The organism is Paucisalibacillus algeriensis (genome assembly GCF_000577245.1).
GTDB lineage: Bacteria > Bacillota > Bacilli > Bacillales > Amphibacillaceae > Ornithinibacillus.
Window position 1 is genome coordinate 322,300 of the sequence record NZ_CBYO010000007.1, and the last position, 16,490, is coordinate 338,789.

16 protein-coding genes and 1 pseudogene are annotated in these 16,490 nt (G+C 37.0%); 7 read left to right on the plus strand and 10 right to left on the minus strand.

Translation table 11 applies throughout. From position 1 onward, the window contains the following. The first annotated feature begins 32 nt into the window (after window positions 1-32). A complete protein-coding gene (locus TY11_RS06080) occupies window positions 33-890 on the plus strand; it encodes a lipoate--protein ligase family protein (RefSeq protein ID WP_042143955.1) in 858 nt (285 codons plus the stop codon). On the opposite strand, the gene TY11_RS06085 is transcribed toward TY11_RS06080, so the two are convergent. The 3 genes from TY11_RS06085 to pta all read right to left on the minus strand — a co-directional run bounded on the left by TY11_RS06085 (window position 887) and on the right by pta (window position 3,386). Continuing rightward, window positions 887-1,534: a Type 1 glutamine amidotransferase-like domain-containing protein gene (locus TY11_RS06085; protein ID WP_042143956.1), complete on the minus strand. Its 648-nt coding sequence runs from the start codon at window positions 1,532-1,534 to the stop codon at window positions 887-889. The genes TY11_RS06080 and TY11_RS06085 overlap by 4 nt on opposite strands. A 70-nt stretch (window positions 1,535-1,604) precedes the next feature. Then, the gene (locus TY11_RS06090) at window positions 1,605-2,150 is read right to left on the minus strand and encodes a redoxin domain-containing protein (RefSeq protein WP_052345762.1); all 546 of its coding nucleotides are present in this window, start codon (window positions 2,148-2,150) and stop codon (window positions 1,605-1,607) included. A 264-nt stretch (window positions 2,151-2,414) separates the two neighbouring features. Continuing rightward, window positions 2,415-3,386 carry a phosphate acetyltransferase gene (pta, locus tag TY11_RS06095; protein ID WP_042143957.1) on the minus strand — a complete coding sequence of 324 codons (972 nt, stop codon included), beginning with the start codon at window positions 3,384-3,386 and terminating at the stop codon, window positions 2,415-2,417. Between the two features lie 285 nt (window positions 3,387-3,671). Between pta and hemQ the strand changes: the two genes are divergently transcribed. From hemQ to TY11_RS06115, 4 genes and pseudogenes are all read left to right on the plus strand, one after another. Next, window positions 3,672-4,421 (plus strand): hydrogen peroxide-dependent heme synthase, encoded by a 750-nt coding sequence (gene hemQ, locus TY11_RS06100; RefSeq protein WP_042143958.1) that lies wholly within the window; start codon window positions 3,672-3,674, stop codon window positions 4,419-4,421. A gap of 385 nt (window positions 4,422-4,806) precedes the next feature. Beyond that, window positions 4,807-5,229: pseudogene (locus TY11_RS06105) on the plus strand (cell wall hydrolase). A 27-nt stretch (window positions 5,230-5,256) separates the two neighbouring features. After that, window positions 5,257-5,718, plus strand: coding sequence for a spore coat protein GerQ (gerQ, locus tag TY11_RS06110; protein WP_042143960.1), 462 nt, complete (start codon window positions 5,257-5,259; stop codon window positions 5,716-5,718). A 130-nt stretch (window positions 5,719-5,848) separates the two neighbouring features. Continuing rightward, window positions 5,849-6,100, plus strand: coding sequence for a hypothetical protein (locus TY11_RS06115; RefSeq protein WP_042143962.1), 252 nt, complete (start codon window positions 5,849-5,851; stop codon window positions 6,098-6,100). Here TY11_RS06115 and TY11_RS06120 read toward each other — a convergent pair. After that, window positions 6,095-6,463, minus strand: coding sequence for a DUF423 domain-containing protein (locus tag TY11_RS06120; RefSeq protein ID WP_042143964.1), 369 nt, complete (start codon window positions 6,461-6,463; stop codon window positions 6,095-6,097). The genes TY11_RS06115 and TY11_RS06120 overlap by 6 nt on opposite strands. Window positions 6,464-6,482: 19 nt before the next feature. Then, complete coding sequence (locus tag TY11_RS06125) at window positions 6,483-6,779, minus strand: YwdI family protein (protein WP_042143966.1); 297 nt, start codon at window positions 6,777-6,779, stop codon at window positions 6,483-6,485. 604 nt (window positions 6,780-7,383) lie between these two features. Between TY11_RS06125 and TY11_RS06130 the strand changes: the two genes are divergently transcribed. Continuing rightward, a complete protein-coding gene (locus TY11_RS06130) occupies window positions 7,384-8,730 on the plus strand; it encodes a YjiH family protein (protein WP_042143968.1) in 1,347 nt (448 codons plus the stop codon). Window positions 8,731-8,895: 165 nt separating this feature from the next. Here the strand turns inward: TY11_RS06130 and TY11_RS06135 are convergent, their stop codons facing one another. Further along, the gene (locus TY11_RS06135) at window positions 8,896-9,888 is read right to left on the minus strand and encodes an acyltransferase family protein (RefSeq protein ID WP_042143970.1); all 993 of its coding nucleotides are present in this window, start codon (window positions 9,886-9,888) and stop codon (window positions 8,896-8,898) included. Window positions 9,889-10,275: 387 nt separating this feature from the next. After that, complete coding sequence (gene ku / locus TY11_RS06140) at window positions 10,276-11,118, minus strand: non-homologous end joining protein Ku (protein WP_042143972.1); 843 nt, start codon at window positions 11,116-11,118, stop codon at window positions 10,276-10,278. 108 nt (window positions 11,119-11,226) lie between these two features. On the opposite strand from ku, the gene TY11_RS06145 reads away from it, so the two are divergent. Beyond that, entirely contained in the window at window positions 11,227-13,038 is a 1,812-nt protein-coding gene (locus TY11_RS06145) for a DNA ligase D (protein WP_042143974.1), read from the plus strand. A 126-nt stretch (window positions 13,039-13,164) separates the two neighbouring features. On the opposite strand, the gene TY11_RS06150 is transcribed toward TY11_RS06145, so the two are convergent. From TY11_RS06150 to TY11_RS06160, 3 genes are all read right to left on the minus strand, one after another. Further along, window positions 13,165-14,559 (minus strand): L-cystine transporter, encoded by a 1,395-nt coding sequence (locus TY11_RS06150; RefSeq protein WP_042143976.1) that lies wholly within the window; start codon window positions 14,557-14,559, stop codon window positions 13,165-13,167. Between the two features lie 208 nt (window positions 14,560-14,767). Then, window positions 14,768-15,208 (minus strand): OsmC family protein, encoded by a 441-nt coding sequence (locus tag TY11_RS06155; RefSeq protein ID WP_042143978.1) that lies wholly within the window; start codon window positions 15,206-15,208, stop codon window positions 14,768-14,770. 38 nt (window positions 15,209-15,246) lie between these two features. Then, window positions 15,247-16,428, minus strand: a complete 1,182-nt coding sequence (locus TY11_RS06160; RefSeq protein ID WP_042143981.1) for a chromate transporter — start codon at window positions 16,426-16,428, stop codon at window positions 15,247-15,249. Between the last annotated feature and the right edge of the window lie 62 nt (window positions 16,429-16,490).

The following is a 16,490-nucleotide window of genomic DNA, read 5'->3' on the forward strand; positions in this document are numbered from 1 at the left end:
GACATATTTCGGAACTTATGAAGGAGATCATAATGAAAAATTGGCAAGATATCATACACCATACGACATTCAGATACATCGATCACACAGAGGAAGAATTTTTTCATCATGTGTCGAACACCGCTTTAACTTCATTTGCAATCGATGATGCACTAGCTACTTCCGTTAGTCTAGAAAATTCTCCACCAACAGTACGATTATGGGTACACCCAAAAACCATTGTGCTCGGGATTCCCGATGCTCGCCTTCCCTATATCGAAGAAGGAGTTAAAATATTAGCAAGCGAGGGCTATCATGTGGTGGTGCGAAATTCTGGTGGACTTGCTGTTGCTCTTGATGAGGGGGTTCTTAATCTTTCCCTTGTCCTACCAGGTGTTAAGCATTTATCGATTCATGAATGTTATGAGGCGATGGTTAGTTTGATCCAATACATGCTCCAAGATGTGACAAAGGAAATTGAGGCTTATGAAATTGTCGAATCTTACTGTCCTGGTGATTATGATTTGAGTATAAATGGAAAAAAGTTTGCAGGAATTTCTCAGCGTCGTGTTCGTGACGGTGCTGCGATTCAAATCTATCTAGATATTGAAGGAGATAGTCATCAGCGTGCTTCCCTCATTCGAAACTTTTATCATATAAGTAAAAAAGGGGAAGAAACAAAATTCGACTATCCTAAAGTTAATCCCGATGTAATGGGTTCTCTGTCGAATCTGACTGGAATACCGATAACCGTCAAGACAATAAAACAACGGGTTTTGTCTGCTTTGCAAGAATTGAGTGATGTTGTCAAAATACCTTTTTCCGAGGATGAACTTGAAGTGTTTGAGAAGAGGTATGAACAGATGATAAAGAGAAATGAAAAGATATCGGAATGGCTAAAGGAAGCTTAATGAATTTGTATTAAGCTTCCTTCTTTAATGGAATAAACGCCCCCACCCTCTATTTCCTGCAGATTATCGTCTTTAAAGTAGAGACCTGTGTTTTCATCGATTCCGTAATTATAAGTAGTTGGGAAGTCACTAGTAATCTGTCTTAAATGATCCTGCTCGTCCCATTGGGTGAAGTGAACAGCAATTAACGTGTCCGAGAGTAATCCTACCCCGTCCCGTTTATAATATTTCTCAAGCCCACTATCACGTGCTGATATAACGCAAACCTCTGGACTAATTAAAGCACCTGCAGAAAAACCCGCTATTGGTACTGCATTTTCATATGCTCCTCGTATCGCTTCAGAAATAGGTGTGTCCACAATATTTTCTGCGTAGCCAATGGAATCTCCACCACAAATTATGATTCCTTTACTTTGATTTATTAGATTAATAGCTTTTTCTACTAAAGTAAGTGGGAGTGGTATATTGGTGAATTCATGATGATGGAACTCCTCTAGTAGATTCGTATACCTTGGAATAATCGGTTCTCCGCCATTTAAGAAAAGAATGGCAATTGGCCCTCCAGTACTTAATTCTGCAAATTTTTTAGCAAACGCTTTGGTGAAAGGTGATCCTCCACCAAAAAGAAATAAGTGTTTATCCATCTAAATTCAATCCCCTTTTACTGATTTGGATTATTATAGGGAAAATAGATATAACATGTATTAATTGAAGTTATTCTGATTCGAGTATTTCTTGGATGAAAACATGTAGGGATTCTTCATTTAACTCCCCCATATAATAACGTTCTATAGTTCCATCGGGATTTACGAAAAATGTAGTGGGTAAATTTTGTACCTTATACTGGTCATTAATTGTTCCGTCGTCTAATAGAATAGGAAAATCAAATGAAGGATTTTCGTCCAAATACTGCTGAATGGCATCTTCTTTTTCTCGAAAGTTAATCGCTAATACTTCTAATCCTTGATCCTTGTAGCTATCATAAGAATCTTGAATAAGTGGCATTTCATTTCGACATGGGTAACACCAACTGGCCCAGAAGTTAAGTAAGACTGCTTTTCCTTTATAATCTTGTAGATTGACCACATCACCATTTAATGCTGTAGCGGAGAAGTTTGGTGCCTCAGAGTTGCTACTTTTATCTAGTTTTGATTTATCTGCGACACTTTCACCAATATTCTGTATCAATATAACCACAAGAAAAATCATTAGTAGAGCTCCAAATAAAGCAGGTATTTTTTTGATATTCGACTTCCCCATATTTTAAAATCTCCTAATATTAGTATACTAGTTATCTTTTCCCCATTAGTAGCCATTTTACGTAATAAGTATCTTGTAACAGGATTACTGGTCTTCATATGTTCACGCCAATTTATTTTCTTTAAATATAGCGTAAAAATACTAAATGTCAATACATTAAAGAATAGGAGGTACATGTTGTAGTTCATACTTTCCTAAAACCTATATTAACCTATAAAAATGCCCGCAACAGAATTTTTCTATCGCGGGCATTTTTCCTATAATTTATAGAGCCTGAGCAGCCGTAATTAACGCCAGATTATAGACATCTTCTGCACTACATCCACGGGACAGATCATTAACTGGTTTATTCAATCCTTGTAAAATCGGTCCAACTGCTTCAAAGCCACCAAGACGTTGAGCAATCTTATAGCCAATATTTCCAGCTTCTAGACTAGGGAAAATAAATACATTAGCATCTCCTTTGATTACAGCATCTGGTGCTTTCTTTTCCGCAACACTTGGGACAAATGCAGCATCAAATTGGAATTCCCCATCAATTACAAGGGATGAATCCTTCTCTTTTGCTAATTGTAATGCTTCAACAACTCTCTCTGTTTCCTGGGATTTTGCCGAACCTTTTGTTGAAAAGCTTAACATGGCTACTTTCGGATCAACACCGAATAGTTTTGCTGTAACGGCTGACTCCACAGCAATTTCTGCTAGAGTCTCACTATCAGGTGCAATATTTATCGCACAATCAGCAAATACATACTTCTCATCTTCACGAACCATGATGAATACACCGGATGTTTTCTTAACACCCTCTTTAGTTTTAATGATTTGTAGTGCAGGTCGCACCGTATCAGCAGTAGAATGCGCTGCACCACTAACAAGACCATCCGCTTCATTCATGTATACCAGCATGGTACCGAAATAATTCTCATCCAGTAACATTTTTCGAGCATCTTCTTCTGTCGCTTTCCCTTTTCGACGTTCGACAAATTGCTGTACCATCTCATCAAATTTCTCATAACTGCCCGGGTCAAGTATCGTAATCCCGCCCAATTCGACAGTTAATTCATCAGCCTTTTTCTGAACTTGTTCCGGATTTCCAATTAAGATTGGTTTAAGGACACCTTCTTTTCCAAGTCTGCTAGCTGCAATAATGATCCGCTCATCTAACCCTTCTGGGAATACAATCGATTTATTCTTACCACTAACTTGGGTTTTCACTTCTTCAAATAAATTACTCATCTTCCAACCTCCAATTATCGTATGTTCTTAATATGTATCAACTATTTGAAAAGTTGCATATAACTTTGGTCCAGAATACATGATAGTATAAATACGGGTCCATGTTAAATAATTGGCTCCACTTTTAGTTATGACAATATCGTGACAAGCACGACAAAACCCTGATTTATTAGGATTTCACCAAGTATTGTCCGAAGACCTCTTTCATGATTATGACTTTTAATTGTGATATAGTAAACTTATGATAATAATTATTACACTTTAACTTATTAAGGAGAGATACATATGGTAGAAGCTGTCGAAACAATGGATGGTTGGTATAGCCTACATGATTTCCGTACAATAGATTGGAGCTTTTGGAAAAACGCTACTCCAGAAGAACAAAAAGAAGCTGTCGCAAGCTTTGAAGCACTAGTAGAAAAGTGGGATGCTGTAGAAGAAGCAAAAAACGGTTCTCACGCTATGTATACAATTGTAGGACAAAAAGCAGATTTAATGTTTATGTTCCTACGCCCTACAATGGAAGAATTGAATGAATTAGAAACAGAATTAAATAAATCTAAGTTCGCAGAATACCTTACACCTGCACACTCTTATGTATCTGTAGTGGAGCTTTCTAAATATCGTCCTGCAAAGGATGGTATTGATCCAGAAACATTACCAGAGACACAAGCTCGCTTAAAGCCAATTCTACCAAAATGGGAGCATGTTTGCTTCTATCCAATGGACCGCCGTCGTGTTGGCGATGAAAACTGGTACACATTAGAAAAAGATGTACGTGGTAAGATGCTTTATGAGCACAGTAAAACAGGCCGTAAGTACGCTGGTAAAGTGAAACAAATCATTACTGGTTCCATTGGTCTGGATGACTGGGAATGGGGCGTAACATTATTCGCCCATGAGCCATTACAATTTAAGAAAATTGTGTACGAAATGCGTTTTGATGAAGTAAGCTCACGCTATGGCGAATTTGGTGAGTTCTTTGTAGGTAACCTTTTGAAGAAAGAAGAAATTGCTCAATTAATGGAAGTTTAACGCAAAATTTGAAGACTTTCTGTTTCGACAGGAAGTCTTTTCTTTTTAGGATTTATCCCATTCTCCACAGAAAATCAGGGTTTATGTCTAATATTGTTGAAGTTTCGGATTGAGTCTTTGATAGAGTTTTTGGATAGTGGTCCAATCTTCGAGGTTTCTTATGAAGTATACGATCGGATGTTTAACTAGTCGATTCCTTTTCTAATGTTTGCACTTTACCTTACCAAGCATTATGTAAACCTAGTAAAATGGTACTAACACATACCTTTTAGCGCCCTACTCTGTTCTCCTATAACTTTTTCCCAATTAATTTCTCTAGGCATATCACTTTCCGCCCACTCATACATATAATCATAGTAGACCTTGGATGAAATAAGGTGTACGGATGGCAGTAATCAAACATACCGATAAGGACATCGATTTATTAGCACGTTTAATGCTAGCCGAGGCAGAAGGTGATGGAAATTTAGGAATGCTTATGAGTGGAAACGTAGGCGTTAATCGCGTTCGTGGTGACTGTTTAGACTATAAGGACATTTGAAACATTAACGATATGGTTTATCAAAGTCCTGGTGGTTTTGAGGCAACACAAAAGGGATATTTTTATCAACGGGCCAGGGATCCTGAAAAACGATTAGCTCGCAGAACAATTAATGGAGAAAGATTTCATCCCGCAACCAATTCATTATGGTTTTTTAGACCGGAGGGTAATTGTCCAGCTCAGTGGTTTAACCAATGGAACAGTGGAAGATTTAAAGCACATTGTTTCTATGCCCCTACTCAGACAGATTGTCCAACGGTATTTTAGAAAAAATATATTTAGGAGGGTTTTTTAATGACTGACAACCAAGGAAAGTCACAACACAATGCAAATTTTGGGCAGCAGCCTTATTATTATTTCCCACAAGCATCTCCAGCTTTTTATCCAGTATATAACCAGCGCACATTCCCACCACAACAACAGCAGCAGCAACAACAACAGCAATCTCCATTTATTAATGTACCAGGAATGCTACCAGCAGAGCAATCTTATATTGAGAACATTTTACGATTAAACCGCGGTAAAGTTGCAACGGTGTATATGACATTTGAAAATAATCCCGAATGGAATGCTAAAGTATTTAGAGGTATTATAGAGGCAGCTGGACGTGATCATATCATACTTAGTGATCCGCAAACTGGAAAGCGTTACTTACTGTTAATGGTTTATCTCGATTATATAACGTTTGACGAAGAACTAAATTATGAATACCCATTTGGAAGTAACGCACAAATGACAACCTATTCTCCACGCTAAAACACAGTGCAAGATGCGGAAGTATTCTCTTCATCACAGTAAAAAACAGCAATAAGGATGGTACCAAACAAGCTGTACCATCCTTTATTACATAGAAAAGTATATTTAGAACGTAGTGAGGCGATTATCCATGCGACATCCATATGAAAAATTCATTCGTGGTGAGCTGGTTGCCATTGGGCTAGCTCTATTTTTTGGTCTTATTGCATTAATTCAAGGGATATTCTTACTCATCATCCTTTGCCTTTACTGCATTGCAGCAAGTCTTGCCTTTGATGGATTAATTGGTATGAACATGCGAAACCAAACACATGGAGTCAAGCAATTAGTAAGAGCACTTCTCCTCTTTCTATTTGCAACTTTCCTGTTAATCTTTTTATAAAAATTTCATTACCGCGTATCCTAGTAAGATCCATCCGATTAAAAATGCCAGCCCACCAAGTGGTGTGATCATAGCAAATGTTTTAATACTAGTTGTGGAGTAAATATATAGGCTGCCAGAAAAGATTATAATCCCAATTAGGAATAGCCATCCAGCCGTAGCAAGACTTCCTGATTGAAACTTCATCCCTATTAAGCCTGTTACCAATAACGCAACGGTGTGGAACATTTGATAGGTAACTGCTGTATTCCATGTACCAATCGCTTTTTCTGATATTTTCCCTTCTAATCCATGTGTTCCAAATGCACCAAGGGCAACTGCTAAAAAGCCATTAATGGCTCCAAGTATTAAAAATATCTTCATTCTTCTTTACACTCCCCTACTAAAAATCAAATAACGAATCCCCATTTCCATCTTCATCATCTAATTCGATTGACTTTCTATATGTTGGTTGTGGCTTGGAGCTTGGTGTTTTTCCCAACATTGTTTTTAATTCATCTGCACTTACTTCAGGTGATTCGATGGAAGTCGTTTCGTTTTTTTCCTCTGGTAAAAATAAGTCACATAATAATCGTATATTTTCTATATGCTTAAGCATGTCCGCTTGATCCTGTTTTTGCTTTGCCTGATCTAGTTCATACATCATTTTTTGCAAAATTGTATTATTTGCAACCGCCACGTGATACACTCCTATCTTCTTTAACGATACTTCTTTATCATACCGAAAAGTTATCGTGTCGGCAAAATTAAAAAGCCTTGAATACTTCAAGACTTCCACTTTCAGCTTATAAGGGAATGGAATAACTCAACATCCAAACTTTATTACGCAGGTAGTTGATTATTATCTTTTAAATAGCGATTAAAAACCCACTGCAAAAACTTAACTTCTTCACTTGTTAACTGCCGATCTAACTTTATCTCAAAGTCTTTATACATTTGCAAGTAGTTTGTCATACGCTATTAATCCCCCAATCTTTGTACCTCTACTAATATCATACAGTTGTTTGAATATATGCGCAATACTATTTTATTATTTTGGTTAGTAATAACTAATTAAATCATTAGAACTTACATTTAATGGCTGAAACCAGTACTTTTTGCTCTCAAACAAATGTTTGTTTATGATATCGAGGCTATTGTCTGGTATCCTTAATTCTATAAATCTACAAGATTCATAAAAATACATTTTGACAAATATATATGCGATGATTATACTAGTAAACGTGATAGAAATTGAAAGAAAACAACATACTAATGAAGACAAAGATATAAGGTGGTTCATCATGAAGAAATCCTACACATTAGGAGAAAATTTAAAATTTATTATTCCTTCTATCCTTGGAATCTTATTATTTATTATTCCAATTAAGACGGAAGGTGGCTTTACCATTCCAATTGCACTTTTAGCAAATTGGGTTCAGGGAAAATTAGCGGATCATCTATCATTCATCATGATGATCATCATTACTATTACTGCTGTTCTTACCGTGATTGCTCGTATAATTGGTCGAGAAAGATTGGGAAAAACGCCATTCTTCCAAAACCTACTTTATGTAAATTGGTTTTGGACAATCGCTAGAGTGCTTGCAGCTGTTTTTGCAATTATGGTTTATTTTAGACTTGGACCAGAAGCAATACACGGAGAAAACACAGGTCAATTATTATTAGATAGTTTATTGCATGTCTTATTTGCCGTATTTTTATTCGCGGGAATCTTTTTACCACTTCTCATGAACTTTGGACTTATGGAATTATTTGGAACCCTTTCAACAAAGTTTATGAGACCACTTTTTAACTTACCAGGTAGATCTTCCATTGATGCATTAGCATCATGGATTGGTGATGGAACAATTGGTGTACTATTAACGAGTAAACAATATGAGGACGGTTATTATACAAAGCGCGAGGCGGCAATCATTGGGACAACGTTTTCCGTTGTGTCGATAACCTTTTCATTAGTTGTAATTGATCAAGTTAATCTTGACCATATGTTTGTTCCATTTTATTTAACAGTTCTTGTGGCAGGTTTAATAGCAGCATTAATTATGCCTAGAATCCCTCCACTTTCAAGAAAGTCGGATACGTATATAAATGAACAAGCAGTGGGAATAGAAGAAAAAATTCCTGATGGATATAATTCATTTACGTTTGGCTACGAAAAGGCAGTTAACCGAGCAAAAAAGGAATCCAGCTTCTATCAGTTTATTAAGGAAGGCTTTCAAAATGTATTAGATATGTGGATGGGTGTAGCTCCAGTTGTCATGGCACTTGGATTAGTTGCACTTATTATAGCGGAATATACACCCGTTTTCCAATGGTTAGGCATGCCATTCATTCCGTTGTTAGAGCTTATGCAAGTACCATATGCAGAAGAAGCATCCCAAACGATATTAATTGGTTTTGCTGATATGTTTCTCCCTTCTGTTATTGGAGCTTCCATTGAGGCTGAGATCACTCGCTTTATTATTGCTGCTCTTTCCGTTACACAATTAATCTATATGTCAGAGGTTGGTGGGCTTTTATTAGGATCAAAAGTTCCAGTTTCCTTTAAAGATCTAGTTGTAATTTTCCTTTTACGTACGTTAATTACATTGCCTGTTATTGTGTTAATTGCGCATATAATATTTTAAAGGATAGTTATTTTCATTAGGACCGCAGCATAACCGTAACATTAGTTCTATAAATAATTAGCAAAAAAAACCAAACCTTGGGAAAGGTTTGGTTTTTTTCTTTATTTCATCTAGAAAAAGGGGGGCTATTTATATATACGCAAAATGTCATGCAAAAGTTTCAATTTACTCAGATGTTTTTAGAGTTTTTCTTAAATGACTAGCTTTGCATTCAATTAAGGGTTGGCTCATCGTAAGGACTGGTCTGCTAGATAATAGTAGAACAATAATCGCTGAAACCCCGAGTAGACCTAGTATATCCAATACATTATTGACCTCAAACACATCATATGCTCGGAAGTATTGAATGATAAATCCATGTAATAAATAGACATATAAGGTTCTTTCTCCTAATTTCGTCATGTTAGATCGCGTTGTCGGTACCCATGCCAGCACACTAGCTGCCATGATCGTTGATGTCAGATAAACAAGCAATCTGGCAATTCCACCAAACTCTTGCATACCAAGGTCAAAATAAGATTTTGAGGCTAGCAACCAACCAGTATTAATTTCTGGTGCAATGTAAATAGCAGCTGCAAATATAACCATAATAATGACTGATGTTGCTTTTACGCTTTTTCGCTTCAATAGCATAATATGCTCTTCTTTTAGCCAAAAACCTAGTAGGAAAAACGGGAAGAAGACAAATGTCCTGGATAAACTAAATGAGTGCCCTATTGCTGCCAAATATCCTACTGAGATTCCAAGCAAAACGGCTACTGATAGACTTGCGTATATAGGAAATCGTTTAAACAAGATTAATAACATATGCCAACAGAATAAACTAATTAAAAACCAAAGTGACCAATGCGGATAGAAAATATCCGTTAACCAATTTGAATTTCCAATAAAATAATAATATGAAGAATAGATTAATTGGAAGATTACATATGGAATTAATAGCTTTCTTGCTAATTTTAAAATATAACCTTTATTGCCAAATCCCTTCGCAAAGAATCCAGCTAAGAAGATGAATGCCGGCATATGAAACGTATAAATCCATGTGTACAACGTATTCATTCCAACAGAAGCCTCAATAAACGGCTGTATTAGATGCCCAAACACTACTAAGAAAATAAGTAGCACCTTAGCATTATCAAAAAACGGGTTACGTTCCATGTTGCTCATTCCTTTTCTGTTTTTTTCTTTCGGGTATTACTTTTCTACCCACATCAGTAAAGGAATACGCATTGTCCAGTGCGATTTATTGAGGTTGTAAAGGACATGTAAAGGCAATGAAAGATTGATATTGGAATGTAATGGGTAAATATGGTGGAATTGGGTAGGTGGTATAAATTGTAGGCGTATGGAATTACTTTTTTGGGGGATGCTTGGCCAGGTTGAGTGCATCATTTCACTTTTCGGGGCGATGATCCTCGCACTCGGGCACATCATTCCACTTTCCAGGACGATGATCCTCTCTCGGGCGCATGGGCGCATTTTTCAAAATGATGTCTTCCTCTTCCAAAACAAAAAGCCCCCACAAAATGTGAGGGTATTCTTCCATTATCCCTGTACGGTTTTCTTCCTTGTATGTGCTTTCCGTTTCTTTGGTTGTGAAGGCTTTGGCTTGTCTTTCTTCGCACGTTCCAATGAAGCTTGTAATGCTTCCATTAAATCAGTTACATTATCTGGCTTTGGTTTGTCTTTTGCAGTGGTAGTTTGATCCGCATTTTTCTTTTCTTCGATTAAATCCAGTAATGCTGTTCGATACTCATCTTTATATTTTTCCGGGTCGAATTCTGTTGTTAGTTGGTCAATTAGCATTTTAGCAGTGTCTAATTCTTTTTTTGCTGTTTCGACATTTTCTGGTACATTTGGGACTTCATTCACGTCTCGGACCTCATCCGGGTAATGGATTGTTTCTACGACAATTGTATTTTTATAAACGCGAATGGCAGCGAGCTGTTCCTTTGAACGAATCATCATTTTTGCGACACCGATTTTACCTGTATCCTCTAGGGCAGCACGAAGTAAACCATACGCCTTGCTTCCACCATCATTTGGTGATAAGTAATAACTTTTTTCAAAATAAATCGGGTCAATATCTTCTAATTTAACAAAATCAATGATTTCTACAGCTTTGTCCTCTTGCTCCTTTTTTAATTCAGCAAGATCTTCATCATCTAAAATGACAAATTTATTTTTTGCATATTCATAGCCCTTCACGATATCATCGGTACTAACTTCTTTTTCACATACTGGGCAAACTTTTTCATATTTTATCGGCGACTTACATTCTTTGTGAAGTTGCCGTAACGAAACATCCTTATTCTCTGTTGCTGCATGCATTTTCACAGGGATATTCACTAGCCCAAAACTAATCGTTCCCTTCCACATCGTATGCATTACAACACCTCCCTTTTCCATAGTTTGTCGAACTCATCTATTTTTCATTCTAGAACTGATTATTTTCTTATTCTTTTACTCATCTTAATAATGAAGGGAGTTTTACAAATGGATGTGATGAAACCAATAGCAACTACTGAAATACCAACCGGTGGGGATTGGCTATATGAAGTAAAATATGATGGCTTTCGTTGTGTGCTTCATTGGGGGAAAAATGGTTCGGTTAAATTGATTAGTAAAAATAAGCATGATCTAACAGCTCAATTCCCTGAAATAGTTGCTTTTTGCCAGGTAATTGAGAATAAAGTTAAAGACCTCCTTCCTCTCCAATTAGACGGGGAGTTGGTTATATTAAATAATTCCTACCAAGCGAACTTCTCTCGAATCCAAAAGCGCGGCCGTTTAAAAAATAGTGATTCGATTCAAAAAGCAGCAAATGAAAGACCTGCGAGCTTGCTAGCGTTTGACCTTGTGCAACTCTCGGGAAAAGATCTTTCCAAAAAACCTTTTAATAAAAGAAAAGAATCTCTTTCCACCTTTTTCGGCAAAGCAGAAATTCGTCGTGATATGTGGAATCGAATAGGATATGTCGAGCCATTCGATAATCCAAATGAATTATGGAAAATAATCTTTGACCATAAAGGTGAAGGGATGATCGCAAAGCGGAGCAAGAGTACTTATGGCACAGGAAAAAAGCATCAAGATTGGTACAAAATTAAAAATTGGCGACTAATACATGGCTTTTTGACAGCATATGACAGTAAAAATGGTTATTTTGATGTACAGGTATTAGATAACAATAAATTGCATTCTGTCGGAAAATGTAAGCATGGAATAGATGGAGAGGATTTTCAGACGGTAAAAACGTTATTTTTGACCAATGGGGAGAAGAAAGGTAATCAATACTTCCTACCACCTGCTGTTTGTGCTGAAATCCATACGTTAGACATTTATCAGAATGAGTTGAGGGAACCAGAGTTTTACCGGATTGCACCTGAAATCAAAGCTGATGAATGTACAGTCGATCAGCTACAACTCGATTTGGCCATGCTACCTGATTCCATTGATTTTGCCAATACGGATAAATTATATTGGCCAGATGTGCCGTTCACCAAGGCAATTTTCTTAGCTTATATGAGGGAGATATCTCCCTATATGCTACCATTTTTGGAGAATCGAGCACTTACTACCATTCGCTGTCCAGATGGCGTAAACGAGGAATCCTTTTATCAAAAACATCTCCCTTCCTATGCACCCGATTTTATCAAAGGTGTTGGTGAAGGGGATGAAAAATTAATGATTTGTGATTCCCTTGAATCACTAATGTGGTTTGCAAACCATGGGACTCTTGAGTTCCATATTCCATTTCAAAATATAAATAGCTCACAACCAAAAGAAATTGTATTTGACCTAGATCCACCTGGCAGGGAAAAATTCGCATGGGCAATAAAGGCAGGTTTACTTATCAGAGAGGTATTGGATGATTTGCAGGTCATTTCTTTCGTAAAGACTTCTGGGAATAAAGGACTTCAGATACATATTCCCATACCGGAAGGAAGTATGACGTATGAGGATACAGGTGTTTTTACGCAAGCAATCGCCTATACTATTGAGAACCAACACCCTGATTTATTTACCACCGAGCGAATGAAGAATAAACGAGGTGGAAGATTGTATATTGATTATGTGCAACATGGGAAGGACAAAACCTTAATTGCCCCTTACTCTACAAGAAAAACGCCAGATGGAACAGTTGCTACCCCATTATACTGGAAAGAAGTCACCGAAGACTTACGACCAGAAATGTTTACGATTGAGAATGTTGTAGAACGTGTTCAATATTTGGGATGTCCTTTTCGCTATTACTTTGAGGTTGGGCAGGAGCAGAATCTAGATAAAGTCCTGAGTTTGATACAATAGCTATCCCTAATATGATATATTCCCTATCTACAAAGGAAAAACCGCTCCCTGTTGAACTGCACCCCAATTATTAGACACAATCTAATAATTGGAGGTGCAGTTCAGTTAGGAGCGGTTTATTATAATTTAAAGTGATTTAGCTTCTTCAATCGCAGTTTTATCATTGAAAACTTTCGTATTAAAGTTACCTAAAATACGGGATGTTAACGTACCAGATACCATCGATCCATTTACGTTAAGGGCAGTACGCCCCATATCGATAAATGCTTCGATGGAGATTAATAATCCAGCTAAACCAACTGGTAACCCCATAGAAGAAAGTACAATTAGTGCTGCAAATGTTGCACCACCACCAACACCAGCAATACCAAATGAACTAAATCCGATGATTAGAATTAGTGGTACTAAGAAATCCATTGTTAATGGATCAATACCAACTGATGGTGCTATCATAAATGCTAGCATCGCTGGATAAATTCCTGCACATCCGTTTTGACCCATTGTTGCACCGAATGATGCTGACATATTGGCAACACCTTGGTCTACACCAAGTGCGTTTTTCTGTGCTGAAATATTTAATGGAATTGTTCCAGCACTTGAACGAGATGTAAATGCAAAGCTTAATACTGGTAAAACCTTTCTTAAGTAGTTTAGTGGATTCAATCCAAATAAACCAACCAATACAAGGTGAAGAATGAACATCACACCTAATGCTACATATGAAGCTAATACAAATTTACCAAGCTCTAAGATCCCAGCAAAGTCGGTACTTGCAATCATGTTTGCCATTAATGCTAAGATACCATATGGAGTTAAACGCAATACTAATGTTACGATACGCATTACTACTGCATAGACAGCATTTACTATTTTAGTAAACATTTCTGCTTGCTCTGGGTTTTTTCTTCTTACTCCTAGTACAGCTACCCCAACAAAAATCGAGAAGATAACAACAGCAATAACAGATGTTGAACGCTGTCCTGTCATATCAAAGAAGATATTAGACGGGATAAAGTTCAAAATACGTTGTGGTGTAGAAACAGTCTCTACCTGTGATGAATATCGTTCCTCAAGTGATGCTGCACGTTCTTGTTCTGCTTCACCAACTGTAATTTCCTCAGCACTTAAGTCAAAGATAGCTGCTGCTCCAATACCAATCATTGCTGCAACCATTGTGGTCACAATTAAAATCCCAATAATCCAACCAGCCATTTTTCCTAACTGTGCCGATTTCTCTAAGTTTGTGATTGCTTGTATGATGGATACCATTACTAGTGGCACTACAATCATCATTAAAAAGTTGATATAACCTCGACCAACGACATTATACCAATCGGTTGTAGTAGCTAATGTTTCAGAGCCACTTCCATAAACCCATTGAAGTAACGCTCCAAGTACTATCCCTAAACCTAAACCAGTAAACACTCTTTTTGAAAACGAAACATGTTTACGTTGCATGAAAATTAACAAACCAATTAATGCTAATAAAATAACAATATTTAAAATGACCATCCAGTCCATTTTATTTCCCCCTGTGTTGTTTTTTAATAAAGTATGCATCTTAAATAGGTATCGTCACTATAAGTATATTAATCCGATAAAATTAGTATGCTTTAATAAGATACAACGCAACATAATTTGTGTCAAGAGAATAATTTCCAGTGGCACTTACAAAGGGTAAATTAAAAAAGAGCACTCTTTTTTTAATTAGAGTGCCCTTTTAATTGTATTATATTATGTTTTCCTCTAATGCAAGCTCTACATTCCCTTGAATAGCTCTGGAGATCATGCAGCTCTTCTCTGCTTTTTGGACAAGTTTTCCTAGTAATGCATAGTCCTGTTCACTGGCATTATCTGTAAGTACAACGGTTGGGCGATGAATAATTTTCTTATACGTAAATACGCCATTTGTCACATCTACAATGCCTTCTGATTCTAAAGACATTTCTTTTAATGGTAAATTCGCTCTTTCTATCATGGCTGCAAGTGTGATGATATAGCAGGTCGCCGCAGCTCCAAGAAGCATTTCATCTGGATTTGTTCCAACTCCAGGTCCATCCATTTCAGGTGGTATGGAAACTTTAACTTTTAAATTTCCTGATTCAATATAACCTTCACTATTTCGTCCACCTGGCCAGTCTGCTTTTAAATGAAAATGATGTTCTGCCATTATTACTCACCTCAATTTCATTTTAGAGGAATATCAACTTAAATGAAAAGGTAATGCATAATCTCACCTAACACAACTCCGATGATTACGATTAACCATGCGGGGGTTTTCCAGAAATACATGAGTGCGAATAATATAGCAGCTAATGAAAAGCTAGCGGTATTTGTTATGGAGCTTGTGAATACAGGATCGTAGAATGCTGCGAGTAATATTCCCACTACACTAGCATTTACCCCTGTTAATATTCCCTGAAAGCTTTTGTGTTTACGAAGTTCACTTAAAAAGGGTAGCGCTCCAACAATTAATAAGAATGAAGGTAAGAACATTGCGATTGTCGCAATAATCCCACCTAATAAGCCGCTGATCATGGTTCCTAGGTAACTAGCAAAGGTGAATAAAGGTCCGGGAACCGCTTGTGCCATTCCATAACCTGCTAAAAACTCACTACTAGTGAGAAGTCCATTTGGTACTACTTCTTGTTCTAACAATGGAAGTACTACATGTCCGCCCCCAAACACAATGGAACCAACCCGGAAAAATGTATCAAAAATACTGACATAAGGGTTATTCACTAATTGAGAAATAATTGGTAAACCAATAAGTAATACGACTAATATGGATAGCGAAATAACACCTTGTGTTTTCGTAATGGACACTGAAAAAGTCTTCACATTCGACTCAGCTTTCTTTGAAAACAAAAAGTATCCTATTATAGCGGCACCAACAATTATGGAAATTTGGATAATTGCAGATGGAAATAAGAGCATGATTAACATTGCAACAACAGCAATGGCGATTCTTGGCTTATCTGGGGTTAATTTTTTCCCCATACCGAGTACCGCATGTAGGACAACCGCTACAGCTACTATCTTCAGGCTAGTAATCCAAGTAGCATCTCCTAATGAAAAGCTTTGAAAAGCTAATGCAAATAACATTAACACGATAACAGATGGCATAGTAAAACCTAGCCAGGAAATCACACCACCAAAAAAACCACCACGCAGCATTCCAATCGCTATACCTACCTGACTACTGGCTGGACCTGGTAAGAATTGACATAGCGCAATAATATCTGCATAGGTCTTATCGTCAAGCCATTTTCGCTTATCAATATATTCATTTTTAAAGTATCCAAGATGAGCCACAGGACCTCCAAAAGAAGTAAGTCCTAGCTTTAGGGATGCACCTAATATTTCTAATAAGGAATTCTTTTGTTTCATATGTACCTCCAGAATGATTGCTTTTTCTAAGGTAACATATTATTCCGAATATGGCTTTAAAA